The sequence below is a fragment of the Flavobacterium sp. B167r genome, assembly GCF_056824315.1.
The window spans coordinates 1,923,601-1,943,645 of sequence record NZ_CP124859.1; the positions used below are offsets into that span (position 1 = coordinate 1,923,601).

Genomic DNA, 20,045 nt, shown 5'->3' on the forward strand with positions numbered 1-20,045 from the left:
CTTTTGTTAAAAAATTATAGCAATGGATGAGATATTGAAATATTTTCCCAATTTGACCGATCTTCAAATCGAACAATTTCAAAAATTAAACTTTTTATACCACGATTGGAATGAAAAAATCAATGTTATTTCACGTAAAGACATTGATTCATTATATACAAAACATATTTTACATTCATTAGGAATTGCTAAAGTGATGAAGTTTGAACCTGGAACAATGGTTTTAGATGTTGGAACAGGGGGAGGTTTTCCTGGAATTCCGTTAGCGATTCTTTTTCCTGAAACCCGTTTTTATTTGATCGATGTTATCGCAAAAAAAATAAAAGTAGTTCAAGGAGTTGTAGATGGATTAGAATTAAAGAACGTAAAAGCAGAGCAAAAACGTGCAGAACTGGTAAAAGGTGATTTCGATTTTATTGTAAGTAGAGCTGTAACGAATATGCCAGATTTTGTTTCATGGATTAAAGATAAAATCAAGAAACAGAACAAACACACTCTGAAAAATGGAATTCTTTATTTAAAAGGAGGTGATTTGACTGAAGAATTGAAAGATTTTCCAAATGCCACTTTATATGACCTTGCAGATTTTTTTGAAGATGAATTTTTTGAAACAAAAAAAGTAGTACATCTGCCTTTGAAGTTTAAGGCTTAATTAAAAAAATAACCCGTTAAAAAAATAATTTTAACGGGTTGTTTTTTTTGATTTAGCTTATGAAGCTTTTTGGGACAAAACCAAAAACGGATTTGCTTTATGATTTAAATTCTCAATAAATTCCTGCATTGCATTTTCTGATGCCTCGGCTGAGTATTTAAATTCTGAATCAAAGAAAAACGCTCTGCAAATCACAGGTTCTTTTGATGAATCGTAAACAGCTTCATCCGTTTCGTCAATTTCTTTATTTTGATATTGGCAAGGATATAAACGGACTAAATCTTTTATAACAAAATGAATCCATTTATCGAAAACCTTTTTTTTAGGAGTAATATGTCTTGCAAGTAATACAAGTCCAAGAATTTCATTTTGCAAAAAATAAGATCCTTTGCGATATCTAATGTCAATCATTCTGATATTCATAAGAGCAATCCATAAAACACCATCAATTGGGCCTGAAGCTGGTATTTCAAGGTTAGTATCAAACAATAACGGATTAGTTTGTTCGCAATTGTTTATAGAACACCATAAAGCTTCGATTCGTTTTTGTGTATCGTGTGTCGCTTGTGTGTGACCTGTAAAACGCCAGTAAATCCATTCTAAGAGTACTGCGCTTAATCCTACAGTTGCCTTATGATTTATTTGCAGCAAATAATTTTCTAAATTGTCATTTGCTCCTAAAGGGTCTAAAAATAAATTTATTTTTTTTTTGTTCCATTTAAAGTCAATTGGGTGACCGATGCTTTTAGATTCCATTATAACTTTTGGAACGTTGTTTAAATTTCTCATACTTATGCTGTTAATTTTATTAGATTTATTAAAGTTGTTTAATATGATGCAAAATTATAAGGATGAGTCTTTTTGAAAAAGAACAAGAAGTCTTTAAACTATCAAAATAAGTCATTTCTAATAATTAATGAGTTGATATTTAAATAACTAAGAAAAGTATTACAAAAAAAACAAACATTTAGCTAGGAAAATAATAAAGCCGATTCTTTTTTAAGAATCGGCTTTATTTATATAATTCAGATTTACAAAAGAAAACCTGAAACTTGAGTCTAATTAACCTAAGAAAGGATATCTGTAATCTTCTGGAGTTACAAATGTCTCTTTTATAGTTCTTGGAGAAGCCCAACGTAATAAGTTTAATGCAGAACCTGCTTTATCGTTAGTTCCAGAAGCTCTTGCTCCACCAAATGGTTGCATTCCTACAACAGCTCCAGTTGGTTTGTCATTAATGTAGAAGTTACCCGCAGCATTTTGTAATTTAGTTGTAGCTACTTCAATAGCGTAGCGATCCTGGCTAAATACAGCTCCTGTCAAAGCGTACTCAGAAGTAGTATCAACTAATTCAAGAGTTTCTTCCCACTTAGCATCTTCATAAACATAAATAGTGATAACTGGTCCGAACAACTCAGTTTCCATTGTAGTATATTTTGGATTTGTAGTTACAATAACCGTTGGCTCGATAAAGTATCCTACAGATTTATCGTAATTTCCTCCAACGATGATTTCAGCGTCAGCATCTTTTTTAGCTTGGTCGATATAACTAGCTAATTTATCAAAAGAGCCTTCGTGAATAACTGCTGTAATAAAGTTTCCAAAATCTTCTGGAGAACCCATTTTCATAGATTTCACATCAGCAATTAATTGTTCTTTTACAGCTGGCCATAAACTTTGAGGAATATAAGCTCTTGATGCTGCAGAACATTTTTGTCCTTGGAATTCAAATGCTCCACGAGTAATACCAGTAACTACTTGTTTTACATTTGCGCTTGGGTGAGCAATTATAAAATCTTTACCTCCAGTTTCTCCAACGATTCTTGGATACGTTTTATAATTGTGGATGTTTGCACCAATTTTTGCCCAGATATCTTTAAATACGTGAGTTGATCCTGTAAAGTGAACTCCAGCAAAATCACGACTTGCTAAAACAGTATCTGTAATCATTAAAGCATCTCCAAAAACTACATTGATAACTCCGTCAGGAACACCAGCTTCTTTGAAAACATCAAGAATAATTTTTGTAGAGAAAACCTGGCTATCACTTGGTTTCCAAACTACAACGTTACCCATCATTGCAGCACTTGCAGGAAGATTTGCAGCAATTGCAGTAAAGTTAAATGGAGTAATTGCGTAAACAAATCCTTCAAGAGGTCTGTATTCTAAGCGATTCCAAACAGATGAATCTGATTTTGGCTGATCGTTGTAAATTTGAGTCATGAATTCTACGTTGTAACGTAAAAAGTCAATTAATTCACAAGAAGCATCAATTTCTGCTTGGTGAATATTTTTTGATTGACCAATCATTGTTGCTGCATTAATACGGGCTCTGTAAGGACCAGCAATAAGTTCAGCAGCTTTTAAGAAAATAGCAGCACGTTGTTCCCATGCCATATTTGCCCATGCTTTTCTTGATTCAAGTGCATTTGCAATTGCTTTTTCAATATGTTGTTTTTCAGCTAAATGATATTTTCCAACTACGTGTTGGTGATCATGAGGTGCTGTAATGTTTCTAGTGTTTCCAGTTCTGATTTCTTCGCTTCCAATATGCAAAGGAACGTCAATTTGAGAATTCCACATTGTGGTGTAAGCTGCCTGAACAGCTGCTTTTTCTGGTGAGTTTGGTGCGTAGCTTTTTACTGGCTCGTTTACCGCTTTTGGTACATGAAAAAATCCTTTAAGCATGTTATAAAAATTAGATTATTAGATAATTTAATAGTTAGATAATTTGATTTGTTACGAATAATCTAACGTTGCACAAAAGTACAAAGGATAAATTAATAAATTGACAAATTTATGATTAAGATAACGATAAAAGCTATAGATGTAAACTATACCTTAATTTAATGCAAAAGGAGCGCACATTCTAAAAGTAGGAACAATTACTTTGAATGTTTTGGTTGTAGTAAAATTGATCATATTAAAATGACCTTTCATAGCACCATAAGGAGAAGATAATAAACAGCCAGAACTATAAGTGTGGTTTTCGCCAGGCTTTAGAACTGGTTTTTTTCCGATTACGCCTTCACCGTCTACTACTTCTAAATCATTTAAAGAATCAAAAATTTCCCAATGACGAGAAGTTAATTGTACAGAATCTTTGCTATGATTTTCGATGGTAACTACGTAACTAAAAGCAAAATGAATCTTGTAGTTTTTGAAGTATGTACCTTCAAAACTAGTTAAAACAGATATTTTTATGCCTCGTGTAATTTGAGAAACCATACTAACGCCGTATATATGTGAGTGTTATAGAGGCAAAGCTACGAAAAAAAATCGTTTAACCTAAAACCTTAACATTGTTTTAATTGACTATATTGATAGAGTTTGCATTTCCTTTTCCAATTACGCGCTGATATCGGTCGGTTGCTTCTTTGTAATATACTAAGATGGTGTACTCGTTTTCAGTCTGATAAAAGTTTCCGTCAATGGCATTTTCAAAATCAATAACCCCTTTTTTGTCTGCCACAGTATACTGAAAATTAGTAAAACCTTGCTTGATCATAATGGCTTTTTCAAAAACACCTTTGTCATTGTTGTAGTCCATTTTGTATTCTGGCGAAAGGCTGTAATTATTGAACATTCCCGTAATATAAATGTCTTTGTTCATTCTAAAAGCAGGTGCAGAAAGCGTAAAATAAACCCAAGCATAATCAGCTTCAATATCGTTGTTAGAACCATTAATATTCTTTACGACAAAGTTTCCGTTTACATCTTCATAATTAGTATAAATCTGATTTCCTCTTGCCGCATTGGTGTATAAAAACGCATTATAAATATCATTATTAGAGCCTATTTTAGCAACATTGTTACTAGCCGCACGAATGTCTTTATTTTCAAAATACAAATATTCGTTTCCGCCCCAAAACTGAGTTTCTTTATCGTATTTATAAATCAGTTGATTGCCGATAGTATATTGAGGAACAATGTTTTTTATCTCAGTATGAAAGTTTCCATTTTGCAATAAAAGCACTTTTACATTTTGCAATGGCGTTTGAAAAGCAATATCATTAGATAAAATCGTGAATTCTAGATTTTGTTTATAGTCAATGTTGCTCAAATTACGGCTTCTTTTTACTAGAGCGCCAACGGTACAGTGGCTTTCATACAAAATAAATTTTCTGGAAAAAACGGGTTCTCTGTCTTCATTAAGAATTCTCAGCATATAATTTCCCGAAAGGCGTATTAGCTGTGTAAACTGATTTGGAAAAGTAAGTCGGTAATGCGTATATACCTGAAGCGTATTAAACGAATTGGAAAAGTCTGTAATTCTCTGATTATCCATTCCGACAACATAATCTGTTTTTGGAATAGCCGTTGGAATCCAATTGTAATCGCAATGAATGATTTCAAAATAATAGTTGGCTTCGTTGCCAAACAAATCATCAAATTGAAATGTAAATCCAGAACCTAATTCAAAAATAGGCGGAACATTACTGCCATTTTGAATAAAAGAAACCGTTTTAATATTATATGGAGGATCAATTTCTTTTTCTTGAGCTTTCGCTAAAGTGAAAATAAAAAGGAAAATAAAGCTTGTATATAAAAATTTTGGCATCGTATTTCGTTGTAAGATTTGTAAATATAACAATTTTATACAACGAAAAAGATGCCAATCTATTGGGTTTAATAATTAAGAGCCCAAAATATATTCTAAGTTGCCTTCAATTTCATCATTGATGTAACTTTCCTCTAAAAGAGAATCAGACAATAATTTTTTGTTTTCTTGCAGTTTGATGATTTTCTCTTCAACCGTGTTTTTCGAAATAAATCGAATCACGTTTACTTTATTCATTTGCCCGATTCTGTGCGCTCGTCCAACGCCTTGTTTTTCTGCGAAAGGATTCCACCAAGGATCTAAAAATAAAACATAAGAAGCTTTTGTAATATTCAAACCAACTCCGCCGGCTTTTAGCGAAATAAAGAATAACAGCGGATTTTCTTTTTCCTGAAATATTTTTACTTGTTGTTCTCTTTTGTCTGAAGGTGTTCCTCCAGTAATTTCACAAAACTCTATTTTGTTTTCTTTACACCAATCAGTATAGAAATTCAAGTTGGTAACAAACGAACTGAAAATGATCACTTTTTGTTTTGCCTTTACTAAGTTTTCCAAATAATTCGTAACGGCAATAAATTTTCCAGAATCAATTTCTGAATCTGCATCGACCATTTTCGGGTGATTACTCAACTGGCGCAACTTCATCAAAGTGTTGATAATGCTAATTTTATCAGGAGATCCGTCTGTTTTAAGCAAGAAATTACGAGCTTTAGATTTTTCTTTTTCGTATAATTTTTCCTGTTCAGGATCCATGTCGCAGTAATAAATCTGCTCGGTTAATTCTGGTAAATCTTTTAAAACTTGTTCTTTAGTTCGTCTTAAAATATAAGGCTGAATAAGATTTTTTAATTCTGCTAAAACTTCCTCATTCTGCTTTTTCTCAATCGGATTTTTGAAATTTTCCATAAAGAAAGCATAACTTCCTAAAATCTCCGGATTGATAAACTGCATTTGTGACCATAAATCGTCAAGCGAATTTTCGATCGGTGTTCCACTCAAAGCAATTTTATGCCCCGTACTGATTTTATTTATCGCTTTAAAAATCTTAGAATTTTTGTTTTTGATGTATTGACTTTCGTCCAAAATCAAATAACGGAAATCGTATTTTTCTAAAATTGAAATATCTCTATGAATGATGCTGTAACTGGTAAAAATCAAATCGGTCGAATCGATTCTACTCGCTAAAGACTTTCTGTCATTCCCAACATATTGTATTTTCGAAAAGTGTGGCGTAAACTTTCCAGCTTCATTAAACCAGTTAAAAACCAATGAAGACGGTAAAACGATTAAAGCTTTTAATGGTTCTCTTTCAATCGTAGTTTCGTTGGCGAACAAATCAAAATTGGTAGTTTTCGTTGTAAAACCCAACTGTTCTTGCACCGAAACCAAAACAGACAAAGTTTGCAACGTTTTTCCAAGTCCCATATCATCTGCTAAACAAGCTCCCATATTAGAATTGAAGTGTCCTAAAAGCCATTTTACTCCATCAACTTGATAAGGTCTTAAAGTTGCTTTGATTAAACCTGAACCTGTAAATTCGGCTTGATGAATTTGGTCTAAATCATTATCTATTTCTGAAATTCCGTCTAGAGCCGTAAAATTGCTTTTTCTTAAAAGTAAAGCACCATTTTCGGTTTTCGCCAATTTTGCCAAAGAACCATATTTGCTAAACCATTCTAACGGAATCAAAAAGTAGTTTCCGTCAGGCAAAGTGAAAAGCCTTTCTTTGCTTTTTATATTTGGAATAATTTCGCTGAAATTAATCTTATAATTTCCAACTGTAATGATGATTTTAATGTCAAACCAATCTCCAGTTGTTTCTTTAGATGCAGAAATAGTATGACTTTCAGTAATGATTTCTTTACTGTCCAGTTTCAGGTTTTCAATGTTAAAACCTAAATCTTTCAGTTTTTCTTTATTGTCAATAATCAATTGAATGTTGATGTAAGGATCTGAACTTTCAACATCAGAATTTAATCCAAACAATTCATTTTTGATTTTTTCTAAACCAATTTCGGATAGCTTTTCGATATATAAATTTTCGTCAGCGCTTCGTTTAAACTGAATTATTTTAGGCTCATTAGCTACGCTGAAATCTACAAAAGAATGTGTTTTTTTAGTTTTGCTTCCGTCAAAAATATATCCGTTATAATCAAAATAAAGATTGAGATAATAACAGTTTTTAAAGAAATCAAAAACAGGCTGAATTGTACAAGAAGCAATTTCGTCACGAAGTTCAATTTCAAAACCATTAGCTTCAATGTCAATTTTTTTAGCTATTTCGGGAATGAAATTCTTAAAATAATCATCTACTAATTTTGACGGAATTTCGATTGATTTTTTCTTTAAAAACGGAGTCAGTTTTTTACCATTAAGTTCTTTTAATTGTCCTAATTTTTTATTGACAATCAACCAACCCGGTTCATCAGAAAGAATGACTACTTTATTGTCCATTGGCAAAAAAGTAGTTTCGTTTTCTTTTAAAGAAAGGGTATAAGTGATTCCTTCTGAATGCTTATCGAAGTGAATCTGAGGTTCAAAATCCAATGGATCAATGCTGACTCTCGAACGATAAAAATCTTTTTCTGGTCCTAAATCAATAGATAATGGATATTGTTCCTGAACAATTAAACTATAAAACGGACTCAAATTGATTTTTAAATGCTGACGAATCGCAAAATCAATTTTAGAATCTTTCTGTAAATCGGCAATTGTTTTAGCTGATTTTACTTTTGCGCTGAACTTTTTAAATACAAATTCAGGTTTTAAAGATTCGCAAATGGTAAGAATCTTTTTTGAATTATGATCTAAAGTTTCATAATCAATTCCGAAACTTTCAATTATAGTTTTGGTTGCTTTTTTATCAAGATATTTGATTTCGATGGTGTTTTCAACAATATACGCTGTTGGGATATAGGCATTCAGATTTTTTTCAAAACTGATGTCAAAACAGAACTGAAATGGTTTTGTAGGCTGCAAAATATTGGGATTTGGTTAGGCTTGTATTCTGAGATTTGGGCTTAAAAAAAGCGTTCCCAAATTATTTCTATTTTGAAAACGCTTTTTAAATGAACTTATATCACTTATATGGTGAAAAAAAATTAGTTTTCCTGTTTAAAGCAAAGCGGAATAATTTCGCCTTTTGCCAAACAGTATTTTTCAACCAATTCTGGTGCAATTTTATTGGTGTAATCTTCTTCGATAACTATAAAACCAATGCTTCTTAATTTATCGAAATAATCGCGGCCGTAAACACGTACGTGATCGTATTGTCCGAAGATTTTAGCACGTTCTTTTTGATCTGTAATCGAATCGTCTGCAAAAGTAATTTCACGAGATAAATCCTGAGGAATCTGTAAAATCGCCATTCCGCCTGGTTTTAAAACTCGGTATAATTCCTGCATCGCTTTAGTATCGTCTGGAATATGTTCTAAAACGTGATTACATAAAATAACGTCATATTCATTGTCTTTGAAAGGTAAATTACAGATATCTGCTTTCACATCTGCCAAAGGCGAAAGTAAGTCAGTTGTAGTGTAATCAAGGTTTTTCTGCTTGCGGAATCTTTTGTAAAAAGCTTGTTCCGGAGCAAAATGCAATACTTTTTTAGGCGCTGTAAAAAAATCAGTTTGATCGTTTAAATACAGCCAAAGCAAGCGATGTCTTTCTAAAGAAAGCGTACTTGGCGAAAGCACATTGTTACGCTGTTTTCCGTATCCATAAGGAAGAAAAGATTTAAAGCTTCTCCCATCAATAGGATCTGTAAATTTATCTCCTTTTAATGAGAAAGCTAAAATCGGGCGAGCCACATAACTTAAACGAATTAATAATGGGCGTGGGATTGTATTTAAAACTAATTTGAAAAGTTTTTTCATGGGGTTATTCCAAAATATTTTTTGTTCTCCTGCAAGGTTTTCAAAACCTTGTAGGTATTTAAGTTTGAAAAAAGATACCTACAAGGTTTTGAAAATCTTGCAGGAGTTTGAATGTTTTATCTCGGAGGAATAACTCTTACAACACTAAAGGAACTTGTCTGAATTCGTCTTCTTCGTTGCTTTCGATTCCTAAAGCTTTGTAGATGTATTGGAACGTCGACAACAATTCCGGTTTTCCATCAACTAAAGCTACATCGTGCTCAAAATGCGCACTAGGTTTTCCGTCAGCAGTCAAGATTGTCCAGCCGTCTTTCAGTTGTTTGATGTTTTTAGTTCCCATGTTGATCATTGGTTCGATTGCTACAACCATTCCTTCAACAAAAAGTTTTCCACGTCCGCGTTTTCCGTAGTTTGGCATTTCTGGTTCTTCGTGCATTTTTTGCCCAACACCATGTCCAACCAATTCACGAACTACACCGTAACCGTGAGCTTCAGTATATTTTTGAATCGCGTTTCCAACATCTTCCACACGATTTCCTGCTTTAAATTCTCTAATTCCAACGTAAAGAGATTCTTTCGTTACCTGTAAAAGTTTTTTAACTTCCGGCGCAACTTCTCCAATTTCGAAACTATAAGCGTGATCTCCATGATAGCCATTTTTGAACGCACCACAATCAACCGAAATAACGTCGCCATTTTTAAGAGGAACATTATTAGGAATACCGTGAACAACTTGAGCATTTGGACTCATGCAAAGCGAATTCGGGAAATCGTACAATCCAAGGAAACTTGGAACCGCACCGTGATCACGAATAAATTCTTCTGCTAATTTGTCAAGATATAATGTAGTCACTCCTTCTTTAATTTCAGAAGCAATCATTCCTAATGTTTTTGATACGATTAAAGCACTTTCGCGCATTAATTCGATTTCCTCTCTAGTTTTTTGGATAATCATATTTTTCCCATTTTCAGTTCGCAAAAGTACAATTTTTATCTCAATTTTTATGTGATTTTTTTTCGCCACGAATTCACGAATTTACTCAATTAAAAAAACTTAAAAATCAAATTTCACAAACTTCAATATTGAAGATTTTGAGATAAAGTTTTAATATAATTCGTGAATTCGTGGCGATTAAACATTCAATAGAGTTAATATGTTTCCGAAAAAAGCCATAAATTAGTAGTAAAAACGTTTTGAATCATGGAAACTATTACGGATCAGGATATATCCAAAGTAAAAGCTTTGAAGAAAATGAAGAGAAGTGCTTTGGCTCTTTTGGGTTTTGCAGTATTACTTTTTATAATTGCGATTTACTTTAAAATCCCAATTTTGCAGGCTTTTAGTGAAGCGGCAATGGTAGGTGGAATTGCTGATTGGTTTGCTGTTGTTGCATTATTTCGTCATCCGATGGGAATTCCGATTTGGCATACTGCGATTATTCCAACCAAAAAAAATGAGATTGGAGAAAATCTTGGAAATTTTGTTTCAGAAGAATTTCTAAATCGGGAGAAATTAGAAATTAAATTAGATGAATTCAATTTTGCAACTAAAGCTTCGGATTGGCTTTCGCAGGAAGAAAATGCCAACAAAATAGCAAATGTTGTTGCAATAAATATCATTCCTGGAATTTTAAGAACCATTAAAGATGAAGATGTTAAAAGATTTATTCAGGTTCAATTTGCGGCAAAAATGGAAGGGATAAATTTCGGGAACTGGGTTGCAGTTGCTTTAGAACCTTTGCAGAAGGGAAATTTGAAAAATGAAATGTTGACAAATCTTCTCGAAGTTATGAGCAGCGAATTGACTAATAATAAAGATTTAATCAGGCAAAAAGTAAAAGCTTCGACTCCGCTTTTAAGTTTTGGATTGGCTGATAAAAGCATTACGGAAGGTGTTTTTAATGGCTTGCAGGATTTTCTAAATGAGGCCAAAAAACCAGAAAGTGCCGTTCGTTTAAAAATTGACGAATACATTTTTAATTTCTTAGAAAAAGTAAAAAACTCAGAAGAAATGCGAATTAAAATCAACGATATGATTTTAGGATTTGTCGGAAAAAAAGAAGTGCAAGATTACATCAACGGAATTTGGGATGAAATAAAATTGTCCATTACAAACGATTTGGATAAAGGCGACGATTCTTCGATAAAGAATAGTATCGCTGGATTAATTCAGACTTTTGGAAACGGATTGAAAGAAGATTCAATTATGATTGATAAAATTAATAATTTCATCAAGAATGATTTATTGTCGATGCTTTTGAATAACAAAAAAGTAATAGGAGATTTAATTTCTTCAACCGTAAAAAGTTGGGATGGAAAAGAAGTTTCAGAGAAATTAGAATTAGAAATTGGGAAAGATCTTCAATACATTAGAATCAACGGAACCTTAGTTGGCGGTTTTATTGGACTTGTGATTTATGGGGTTGAACAACTTTATCATTATTTATTGGTCTAAAAAAATAATCTCGCAAAGTCGCAGAGACGCAAAGTTTATAATTTCTTTCGACTTAGCGTCTTTGCGAGATTTTTTTAAGTTCTGCTTTTAAATGAACTTATATCACTTATATGGTTTCAAAACTTTTACAAAAGCGAATGACAAGTCATTGCATTTGGCTGTTGAACGCCCATTAATTCTAAAATTGTTGGAGCGATATCACCTAAAACACCATCTTGAATACTTTTCAATTGTTTGTCAACTAAAATAATCGGTACTGGGTTTGTTGTGTGAGCCGTATTTGGAGAACCATCAGGATTAATCATTGTTTCGCAGTTTCCGTGATCAGCAATTACGATTGTAGTGTAATCATTTGCAAGAGCTGCTTCGATAACTTGTTTTACGCAAACGTCAACCGCTTCACAAGCTTTAATTGCTGCTTCCATAATTCCAGTATGACCAACCATGTCTCCATTTGCGAAGTTTAAACAAACAAAATCAACTTCACCTTTATTCAATTCAGGAACAAGAGCATCAGTAAGCTCAAAAGCACTCATTTCTGGTTTTAAATCGTAAGTGGCTACTTTTGGAGAGTTTCTCAAAATTCTTGATTCACCTTCAAAAGGAACTTCTCTTCCTCCAGAAAAGAAAAAAGTTACGTGAGGATATTTCTCAGTCTCAGCAATTCTGATTTGTTTTTTACCAGCTTTTTCTAAAACTTCGCCAAGAGTTTCCGTGATATTATCTTTATTGTAAACTACTTTTACGTTTTGATACGTTTCGTCGTAGTTTGTCAATGTTACATAATACAAGTTCAGTTTGTGCATGTTTTGCTCGTGGAAATCTTGCTGAGAAAGGGCCTCAGTTAGTTCGCGACCTCTGTCTGTTCTAAAGTTAAAGAAAATTACCACATCACCTTCAACAATTGTAGCAAGCGGTTTTGCATTTTCATCAACGATAACAACTGGCTCAATAAATTCATCTGTTACATCTTTTGCGTAGCTGTCTAAAACACTTGCAACAGCATTTTTAGATGGAGTTCCAACACCGTTTACAACTAAGTCGTAAGCTAATTTTACGCGCTCCCAACGTTTGTCACGGTCCATTGCGTAGTAACGTCCGATAACAGAAGCGATTTTTACAGGAGTATCTTTAATATAATCTTCTAAATCGTGAATGTATTTTCCTCCAGATTTAGGGTCAACGTCACGTCCGTCTGTAAAAGCGTGAACATAAACTTGATCCAAACCGTATTCTTGAGAAGCATCAATTAATCCGCGAAGGTGTGAAGTATGTGAGTGAACACCACCATCTGAAACTAATCCTAAAAAGTGTACTTTTTTATTGTTGTCTTTAGCGTAAGTAAAAGCGTCAATTAAAACTTGCTCTTTTGCTAAAGTTTTGTGCTCTACAGCTAAATTTATTTTGGCTAAATCTTGATATACAATTCTTCCCGCACCAAGATTCATGTGTCCAACTTCGCTATTTCCCATTTGTCCTTCTGGCAAACCAACATTTAATCCGTCAGTTCTAAGTTGAGCGCTTGGGTAATTTTTGTATAGACTGTTTATAAAAGGAACATTTGCATTGTCTATTGCAGATACTTTAGGGTCAGGAGATTTTCCCCAACCATCTAAAATCATAAGGATAACTTTTTTGTTCATTACTTTTTGTTTTCTACAAAGATAAGTCATTTCTAAAATAGGCAAGAAACGATTGTTACATTTATATTTAATAAAATGAAGCTTGACAAAAAATATTGATTTAATTAAAGAACCCTTTATTTTTTAAAATTAATTCACGCTAAGCTCTCTTTCTGACTTTATTTTTGACGGCATTATAGTCAATAAAATATTTGACGCTAATAGAAAATATATGTTTTAAGGCGTCATTATTTAATAATCCCGCCACATTGTGTCTGTAATTTTTATCAATAACTCGTTCAAAATTAGCAGCATTATTTCGATACAAAGCAGAAAGCTGGCTTCCAGGCGCAAACCACCAAGAATATGATAAATCGGCATTCCAAGAATAAAAACTCGAATTTTTATTGTCAGTATACTGTGGATAAGGACTAAAATTTCCGTTTGACTCTAAAGCCAAAATATCTTTATTATCTGCATAAGACCAATATTGACGAACAGCAAGATTGATAGTCATTGCGCTGTTTATCGCATATTTACCTCCTAAAGTATTAGAATAAGTAATGACATTTCGATTTGCAAAAATGAGATCATTCGGAGTACTTTCATTATCGTCGCCATCAATCTGATCGATGTAACCTTTATTGTTGTTTTTTCTGATATAACTAAAGAAATAAGTCAGCAAAAGTTTATCGCTGAAACGATATCTCGGACCAATATCAAATCCGTATGTCAAACGATCAGATTCATCAAATACATTAAAAGTACCATTTAAATCTATCGCAAACTTATGATTGTAGTTTGTCGAAATACTTCCCCAAGTTTCTATTTTTCTCGGAATTGTAACATATCTGTTTTCAGCACGCGGCTCGTAATAATCGTTAATTTCTAAAGGATAAAAAGTGATTCCGCCTCCATAATAATTGTTTTTTACGGTAGTCAGATTTAAATTAGCATTAATGCTGTTGTCCTGCAATTTTCCAGATTCTTTGTTGAATTCTGTATACACATTATAGTTAATCCTAAAAGTGTTGAAACGCTTGGTTGGATTTAGAATTCTATAATTGGCATTTCCATAAAAATTATAATAATTAGTGTAGAAATTAATTCCTAAATCATTTGGATCATAATCTTTTGTAACAAAATCAGAGCCTATGCTATATCTGTAATTTCCGCTTGTTTCCGCTAAACTTAGTGTAGAATAAAAACCGTTTTTATCTTCAAAATCATTAATATGACTGTATTTTACATTTCCAAATAAACTATAAGTATTTGCTTTTGTGTTTAAATCCCAAGCAAGACCCGTTACATTTGCATCTCTTGTATGGCCATTTCGAGTTACATTGGTATTAATAAAGGTAACAGACGAGTTTTTTCTAAAACGCTGATCCAAAACCAAAACATTATAATTGGTAAGCGGTTCAACAATTATTTGTCTCGTTTCGCCACTTTCGGTATTTTTTATGGTAGCAAAAGTTTTTTCTGTAACCGCATTTAGAACCCCAATTCCTAGTCCATCTTTTGTTCTTCCTGATAATTTTAAGGCATTAACCAAATTTACAGCTGCTGGCAATTCTGTAATTTCTTCATTTTCATTTAATGAAGAATCGATCGATGGAGTGCCACCAATTCTGCGTGAATAGAAAATTCCACCCTTACTGAACAAATCTGTTCCTTCAGTAAAAAAGGCTCTATTTTCGTTAAACTGCTGTTCAAAAGGGCCAAGATTTAAAATTTGATCGTCATATTTTGTCTGTCCAAAGTCAGGAACCAAAATGGCATCAACTGTAAAAGCATCTGTTATACCATATTTAATATCCATTCCGCCTTTTATCGTTCCGTATGTTTTTTGTCCTTCGGAAGCATTTAGATAATACGATGCATAAGGCATAAAAAACAATCGAGTAGGAGGTTTGATGTTTTCGATTCCGTCTAAAGTTCCTGCTTGTTGCGTAAAAGTTCCTATTTTTCTATCGATAAAATTCCAAGTGTATTTGTAGCGATCACGCTTAATTTCTCTAAAGAAATTGATTCCCCAAATTTGTTTGTTTTCTCCAGAAAAACGTAGCGCAGAGTACGGAATTTTCATCTCCACAATCCATCCATTTTCTGTCAAAGTAGCTTTACTGATCCAAACGGCATCCCAAGAATAATCTTCGCCATTAGCATCGGTCATAATACAATCGCCCTGGACATCAGCTGCAGAAACATAAAACATAAAATCCTGCTGGCCATCATTAAAACCATTTATGAAAACGCCAAAGAGATCTGCTGTTCCAAAATTATCACGCTGAGAGATTTCTTTTAAGATTTTAGAAGGCTCATTGTCATACATCATTGCGCCAATGTAAACGGCATCATTATTATAGACGACTTTAACTTCGGTTCGCTTTTCATACGGAATAGCTTTGCCATTGTCTGGTTCTAACATGATAAAATCTCTGGCAATTGGTACATTTTCCCAAGCTGGTTCGTCTAGTTTTCCATCAATAGAAATGGCATGAGAAGTTACTTGTGCCTGAATTGATTTTTTCTGGCCGTAACTCCACATAGAGAATAATAATAGACTAAAGAAAATGATTTTTTTCATTTATTTTTTGATGCGAAATAAATTACAAATGTATTTTTTATAGAAACAATAGACTCAATTTTGTTCGATTTGTTACAGTTTTAAAATCAAGATTTATATTTTGTTCATGTTTTTTTAAGAAAAAAGGCCAAAATGTTATGACTTTTAGCGTAAGATAAAATCTTACAGAAATAGCTGAATTATGTTAATAATGTTAAAGTTTAAGCAAAAAAAGCCTGAAAATCAGGCTTGTATTTTGCAAGGAGTGAATTTTTTATACTTTTGTGATACCCAAATTTTTTGTTTAACCTAAAGAAATTCAATGATTTACAAAATTTATCCATTATTTGTGTTTTTGCTGTTGTCTTTTGGAAAAGATTCAAAAAACACTACCGATCTTAAAAAAAATGCCACTGTAAAGTCGATTGCTAAAGTCGAAAAGTTTACAGTAGATTCTAGAATCGAGAGCGTTTATAACTCATTAAATTCAAACAATTTTAAAATGCCTGAGCTTAAAACTTTTTCGGAAGCTTTAAAAGGATTTTACTTGTTGAAAGACAGAGGAGTGATCAAGAAAAATATTCTAACACTAATTGATTTTAGTTTGTCATCAAACACTAAACGTTTGTGGGTGATTGATTTAACTAGTAATACAATTTTGTTTAATTCACTTGTAGCTCACGGAAGAAATACTGGAGAAGAATTTGCTTCAGCATTCTCAAATCTTAATTCATCATTTAAAAGCAGTTTAGGATTTTATTCAACTGGTGAAATTTATCAAGGAAAACATGGCGCTTCTTTACGTTTAGATGGCTTAGAAAATGGCGTAAATGACAATGCTCGCGAAAGAGGCGTTGTAATGCACGGTGCAGACTACGTATCTGAATCTTTTATTAGAAATCACAAAAGATTAGGTAGAAGTCAAGGCTGTCCTGCAGTTCCAGTTGAATTGACAAATGAAATTATTCAATTAATAAAAGACAAATCGTGTTTATATATCTATCATCCGTCAAGAAGTTTTACGATGGAGGAAAGGCTAATTTCTTAATTGCGCATATAAATCCGAATCTAAATCATAAATATCAGCTCTGAAAATGAGCTGATTTTTTTTGCTCCATGCTGTCCAATACCACTGATATAAAGCATACTTTTTCTTAATCTTGAAACTCATTGTAGTTTTGCTTGCGATAATAGTGTCAATTCTATCTTGAGGCCAGTTTCCGTCAACATCTAAAATATGCTGTGCAAGTTCCAATGGGTTTTCGACGCGAACACATCCAGAACTCATAGATCGATTGCTTAATCCAAAAATATTACGGTGATTTGTGTCGTGTAGATAAACGCTATGATGATTTGGAAATAAGATTTTCATTAAGCCCAATGAATTGTTATAGCCAGGACTTTGTACATAACGATAATTATTTGGCTTCTTTTCATTCCAATCCGCTGGAGAAACTACTTTTCCTGTAGTATCATAAATAGTGATGTTTTTCTTAGCTAAATAATTTCGATTTCTCTTCAGTGCTGGAACAACATCTTCTTTTAATATAGTTGGAGGAACAGTCCAAGTTGGATTAAAAACAACTGTTTTTAAGAAAGAAGTAATTATAGGAGTTCTTCTTTTACTAGTTCCCACAACGACATTTCGAACTAAAGTAGTGTCTTGGTTTTCAACAACATTTAAGCTGTAATCAGGAATGTTAATAATGAAATAGTTTTCTGCCAATTCTGACGGATACCATCTCCAACGTTCCAAATTAGCAATTATCTGTTTTTTTCTACTTTCTTTTGAATAGTTTAAAGCGCGAATAGTCCCGATTCCGATAACTCCATCTGCCGCTAAACCATGTCTTTCTTGGAAAATTTTAACCGATTCAAAAGTTTTTTTGTCGTAAATTTTTGAAAGATTCTCTTTTCCAGCCATGTCATTCCAATACAAAAGCCTTTTTTTTATGTTTACTAAAGCAGGATTTGTATCGTTTAAAACAATCTTTTCCGCAGATTCAATAATATCTATACTATCATTTGGAAAAGTATTTATGAGTTCAAGTGCCTTTAGTAGCTCTTTATAAATTTGTGTTTTAGGCTGAATATTTTCGACAATGCTGTCTAATTTATTTTTATTGAAACCTTTAATTAAGACAGAATTTACATCAAATGTTTTTTCGTCCAAATCCCAATTGCGATATAGTTTTTTAGGATCTAGTTTTCCTTTATAGATATGATTTAGATATTTTTCAAAATTATAAGTCAATAAAATATCATAAGCAGCCAAGTCTTTATCGCTAAGCGAAGCGACCTTGTTTTCGAATTTTTTTAATTGAGATATTTTGTAATCTTCTGGTTCTAAGCCTAATTCATCTGAATTTTCTAAATGAGATAAAACAAAAGTTCTTTTTTCAAGATTTCCCCAAACCGTTTGATTTTCAGATGCAATGTAAAACTGTTTTAGGGTTTCGCTTTTAAAAACGCCTATTGCCGCAGTATCTATTTCAACTTTTCTCTCGTCTGAAAGTATAATTGCTGGCACCTTTTTTTTGACAAGAGGTGTCAGTTTCGGACTTTCTTTTTTACACCCCACAAGAATGCATAGTACTACTAAAAAGTAGATTTTTTTCATATTATAAATTTTTAAACATCAAATAATGTTCGCCAACATCTTTAATATCAAATGCTTCACCTTGGGGCTGGTAATTCATTTTTTTATAAAAGCCTACAGCGGCTATTCTGGCATTAAACCAAATCAAATCAACTTGATTATCATTGCAGTAGGTTTCGCAATGTTTAACCAAAGCTTCTCCAAATCCCTTTTTTTGATGGGTGTCTAAAACAGCCATCCCTCGAATTTGGGCTTGATTTTTTTCGGCAAATATAGTATTGATTTTATCAAATAACGAAATAATTCCTATTAATTCTTCTCCATCAAATAAACCAAAGTGATGAGTAGACTCTAAATCATCGCCTTCAAATACGCAACTTTCTATAGGTTTTCCTTTTCTTAAAACAGGTTGGCGAACAGTATAAGTTTCTTTTGACGTAATTTCTCTAATTGTGATCATAATTTTTTTAAAAATATTGCATTTATAACTTTTTAATTTTAAATCAGTTATAAAAAAATGTTGTTTTTTATTAATTTTTTTTGCCGAAAAGCTTGTTTTTAACTGAACTTTCTTTCTATCTTTGCCGAACCAATGCGAAAGTAGCTCAGTTGGTAGAGCTCCAGCCTTCCAAGCTGGTTGTCGCGAGTTCGAGCCTCGTCTTTCGCTCTAAAAACAAACTTTTTAGTTTTGTTTTTGTGAAAATAAAATTTTTGATTTTTATTTGTTTTTAAAATTAAAATTTTTAAATTTGCACCCGGTTAATGCGAAAGTAGCTCAGTTGGTAGAGCTCCAGCCTTCCAAGCTGGTTGTCGCGAGTTCGAGCCTCGTCTTTCGCTCTTCAAAAGCCTCAAACATTGTGTTTGAGGCTTTTTTGTTTTTATTCGTTTTTTAAGCCATATAAGTGATATAAGAAATTGTAAGTTTTTTAATTTTAGCTTTTAAAATGAACTTATATCACTTATATGGTTCAAAAATTACTTCAGATTACTTAAGTCGCTTTCTGTTTCTAACTCCGTCGGAATTTCGTTTTGTTTGAACAAACGAGCAGACAGGTCTCCTTTTAAAGTAATTTTTTGACCTTTAACTTCCAGCCAGCTTCCTTCTCTCAAACCTAAAACCGGAATAGAATTGAATGCGTGAAATTCTTTTATTCTTGTTTCGCGAGTTTCTCCCATGTGTTTAGATTGCAAATCGGCATCTAAATAATGCGGATTTAAATTGAACGGAATTAATCCTAAAGTTTGAAAACTTGGAGGATAGATAATAGGCATATCGTTTGTAGTTTGCATAGATAATCCGCAAATATTGCTTCCTGCACTTGACCCAAGATAAGGAGTGCCATTTTTCACAGTTTCAGAAAGTAATTGCATAACATTGTTTTTGTAAAGCTGAGTAACCAATAAAAAAGTATTCCCTCCGCCTGTAAAAATTCCTTCAGCATTTTTTAGTGCATCTTGTGCATTTTCAAATTCATGAATTCCTTTAACATCAATATTAATTGTTGCAAAAGCCTCTGCCGCTTTTTTGGTATACTCGTCATGCGAAATTCCGCCAGGTCGCGCATACGGAATAAATAAGATTGTTTTACAGTTTTTAAAATGTGTTTTTAAAGTAGGTAAAAGATATTCTAAGTAGTTGCCTCCGTGCAAAGTAGAGGTGCTTGCAATGATAACGCTTTTCATGATTTTTAAACTCAAAATTTGTTTGTTAA

Annotated in this window: 15 protein-coding genes and 2 tRNA genes; 5 read left to right on the top strand and 12 right to left on the bottom strand. The window is 32.8% G+C overall.

What is annotated here, in order from left to right:
• The first annotated feature begins 22 nt into the window (after window positions 1–22).
• Complete coding sequence (gene rsmG, locus QLQ96_RS08625) at window positions 23–652, top strand: 16S rRNA (guanine(527)-N(7))-methyltransferase RsmG (protein WP_482496290.1); 630 nt, start codon at window positions 23–25, stop codon at window positions 650–652.
• 57 nt (window positions 653–709) lie between these two features.
• Here rsmG and QLQ96_RS08630 read toward each other — a convergent pair whose 3' ends face one another.
• The 7 genes from QLQ96_RS08630 to map all read right to left on the bottom strand — a co-directional run bounded on the left by QLQ96_RS08630 (window position 710) and on the right by map (window position 10,043).
• Window positions 710–1,441: a hypothetical protein gene (locus QLQ96_RS08630; RefSeq protein ID WP_482496291.1), complete on the bottom strand. Its 732-nt coding sequence runs from the start codon at window positions 1,439–1,441 to the stop codon at window positions 710–712.
• A 273-nt stretch (window positions 1,442–1,714) separates the two neighbouring features.
• Window positions 1,715–3,340, bottom strand: coding sequence for an L-glutamate gamma-semialdehyde dehydrogenase (gene pruA, locus QLQ96_RS08635; protein ID WP_482496292.1), 1,626 nt, complete (start codon window positions 3,338–3,340; stop codon window positions 1,715–1,717).
• Window positions 3,341–3,493: 153 nt separating this feature from the next.
• Complete coding sequence (gene apaG / locus QLQ96_RS08640) at window positions 3,494–3,880, bottom strand: Co2+/Mg2+ efflux protein ApaG (RefSeq protein ID WP_008467225.1); 387 nt, start codon at window positions 3,878–3,880, stop codon at window positions 3,494–3,496.
• A gap of 79 nt (window positions 3,881–3,959) precedes the next feature.
• Entirely contained in the window at window positions 3,960–5,213 is a 1,254-nt protein-coding gene (locus QLQ96_RS08645; RefSeq protein ID WP_482496293.1) for a type IX secretion system plug protein, read from the bottom strand.
• Window positions 5,214–5,288: 75 nt separating this feature from the next.
• Complete coding sequence (locus QLQ96_RS08650) at window positions 5,289–8,192, bottom strand: DEAD/DEAH box helicase (RefSeq protein ID WP_482496294.1); 2,904 nt, start codon at window positions 8,190–8,192, stop codon at window positions 5,289–5,291.
• Window positions 8,193–8,314: 122 nt separating this feature from the next.
• Window positions 8,315–9,088 carry a class I SAM-dependent methyltransferase gene (locus QLQ96_RS08655; protein WP_482496295.1) on the bottom strand — a complete coding sequence of 258 codons (774 nt, stop codon included), beginning with the start codon at window positions 9,086–9,088 and terminating at the stop codon, window positions 8,315–8,317.
• A 136-nt stretch (window positions 9,089–9,224) separates the two neighbouring features.
• On the bottom strand, window positions 9,225–10,043 hold the full coding sequence (map, locus tag QLQ96_RS08660; RefSeq protein ID WP_482496296.1) for a type I methionyl aminopeptidase: 819 nt from the start codon (window positions 10,041–10,043) through the stop codon (window positions 9,225–9,227).
• Between the two features lie 246 nt (window positions 10,044–10,289).
• On the opposite strand from map, the gene QLQ96_RS08665 reads away from it, so the two are divergent.
• Window positions 10,290–11,543: a DUF445 domain-containing protein gene (locus QLQ96_RS08665; RefSeq protein ID WP_482496297.1), complete on the top strand. Its 1,254-nt coding sequence runs from the start codon at window positions 10,290–10,292 to the stop codon at window positions 11,541–11,543.
• 125 nt (window positions 11,544–11,668) lie between these two features.
• Here QLQ96_RS08665 and gpmI read toward each other — a convergent pair whose 3' ends face one another.
• Window positions 11,669–13,186 (bottom strand): 2,3-bisphosphoglycerate-independent phosphoglycerate mutase, encoded by a 1,518-nt coding sequence (gpmI, locus tag QLQ96_RS08670; RefSeq protein ID WP_482496298.1) that lies wholly within the window; start codon window positions 13,184–13,186, stop codon window positions 11,669–11,671.
• 139 nt (window positions 13,187–13,325) lie between these two features.
• Window positions 13,326–15,755 (bottom strand): DUF5916 domain-containing protein, encoded by a 2,430-nt coding sequence (locus QLQ96_RS08675; protein ID WP_482496299.1) that lies wholly within the window; start codon window positions 15,753–15,755, stop codon window positions 13,326–13,328.
• A 301-nt stretch (window positions 15,756–16,056) separates the two neighbouring features.
• On the opposite strand from QLQ96_RS08675, the gene QLQ96_RS08680 reads away from it, so the two are divergent.
• Window positions 16,057–16,782 (top strand): murein L,D-transpeptidase catalytic domain family protein, encoded by a 726-nt coding sequence (locus tag QLQ96_RS08680; protein ID WP_482496300.1) that lies wholly within the window; start codon window positions 16,057–16,059, stop codon window positions 16,780–16,782.
• Here QLQ96_RS08680 and QLQ96_RS08685 read toward each other — a convergent pair.
• Both QLQ96_RS08685 and QLQ96_RS08690 read right to left on the bottom strand, forming a co-directional pair.
• Window positions 16,771–18,354, bottom strand: coding sequence for a L,D-transpeptidase family protein (locus tag QLQ96_RS08685; protein WP_482496301.1), 1,584 nt, complete (start codon window positions 18,352–18,354; stop codon window positions 16,771–16,773). The two genes, QLQ96_RS08680 and QLQ96_RS08685, sit on opposite strands and share 12 nt — an antisense overlap.
• Before the next feature lies 1 nt (window position 18,355).
• Entirely contained in the window at window positions 18,356–18,793 is a 438-nt protein-coding gene (locus tag QLQ96_RS08690) for a GNAT family N-acetyltransferase (RefSeq protein ID WP_482496302.1), read from the bottom strand.
• A 134-nt stretch (window positions 18,794–18,927) separates the two neighbouring features.
• Here QLQ96_RS08690 and QLQ96_RS08695 point away from each other — a divergent pair.
• Both QLQ96_RS08695 and QLQ96_RS08700 read left to right on the top strand, forming a co-directional pair.
• Window positions 18,928–19,000 (top strand) — tRNA-Gly (locus QLQ96_RS08695).
• A gap of 97 nt (window positions 19,001–19,097) precedes the next feature.
• Window positions 19,098–19,170: transfer RNA gene (locus tag QLQ96_RS08700), tRNA-Gly, on the top strand.
• Window positions 19,171–19,308: 138 nt separating this feature from the next.
• Here QLQ96_RS08700 and pepE read toward each other — a convergent pair.
• Window positions 19,309–20,016, bottom strand: coding sequence for a dipeptidase PepE (pepE, locus tag QLQ96_RS08705; RefSeq protein WP_482496303.1), 708 nt, complete (start codon window positions 20,014–20,016; stop codon window positions 19,309–19,311).
• Between the last annotated feature and the right edge of the window lie 29 nt (window positions 20,017–20,045).

What these genes read in the sequence shown, in the direction of transcription:
- rsmG (WP_482496290.1), top strand. Translation starts at nt 23, where the DNA reads ATGGATGAGATATTGAAATATTTTCCCAATTTGACCGATCTTCAAATC.
- QLQ96_RS08630 (WP_482496291.1), bottom strand. Translation starts at nt 1,441, where the DNA reads ATGAGAAATTTAAACAACGTTCCAAAAGTTATAATGGAATCTAAAAGC.
- pruA (WP_482496292.1), bottom strand. Translation starts at nt 3,340, where the DNA reads ATGCTTAAAGGATTTTTTCATGTACCAAAAGCGGTAAACGAGCCAGTA.
- apaG (WP_008467225.1), bottom strand. Translation starts at nt 3,880, where the DNA reads ATGGTTTCTCAAATTACACGAGGCATAAAAATATCTGTTTTAACTAGT.
- QLQ96_RS08645 (WP_482496293.1), bottom strand. Translation starts at nt 5,213, where the DNA reads ATGCCAAAATTTTTATATACAAGCTTTATTTTCCTTTTTATTTTCACT.
- QLQ96_RS08655 (WP_482496295.1), bottom strand. Translation starts at nt 9,088, where the DNA reads ATGAAAAAACTTTTCAAATTAGTTTTAAATACAATCCCACGCCCATTA.
- map (WP_482496296.1), bottom strand. Translation starts at nt 10,043, where the DNA reads ATGATTATCCAAAAAACTAGAGAGGAAATCGAATTAATGCGCGAAAGT.
- QLQ96_RS08665 (WP_482496297.1), top strand. Translation starts at nt 10,290, where the DNA reads ATGGAAACTATTACGGATCAGGATATATCCAAAGTAAAAGCTTTGAAG.
- gpmI (WP_482496298.1), bottom strand. Translation starts at nt 13,186, where the DNA reads ATGAACAAAAAAGTTATCCTTATGATTTTAGATGGTTGGGGAAAATCT.
- QLQ96_RS08675 (WP_482496299.1), bottom strand. Translation starts at nt 15,755, where the DNA reads ATGAAAAAAATCATTTTCTTTAGTCTATTATTATTCTCTATGTGGAGT.
- QLQ96_RS08680 (WP_482496300.1), top strand. Translation starts at nt 16,057, where the DNA reads ATGATTTACAAAATTTATCCATTATTTGTGTTTTTGCTGTTGTCTTTT.
- QLQ96_RS08685 (WP_482496301.1), bottom strand. Translation starts at nt 18,354, where the DNA reads ATGAAAAAAATCTACTTTTTAGTAGTACTATGCATTCTTGTGGGGTGT.
- QLQ96_RS08690 (WP_482496302.1), bottom strand. Translation starts at nt 18,793, where the DNA reads ATGATCACAATTAGAGAAATTACGTCAAAAGAAACTTATACTGTTCGC.
- pepE (WP_482496303.1), bottom strand. Translation starts at nt 20,016, where the DNA reads ATGAAAAGCGTTATCATTGCAAGCACCTCTACTTTGCACGGAGGCAAC.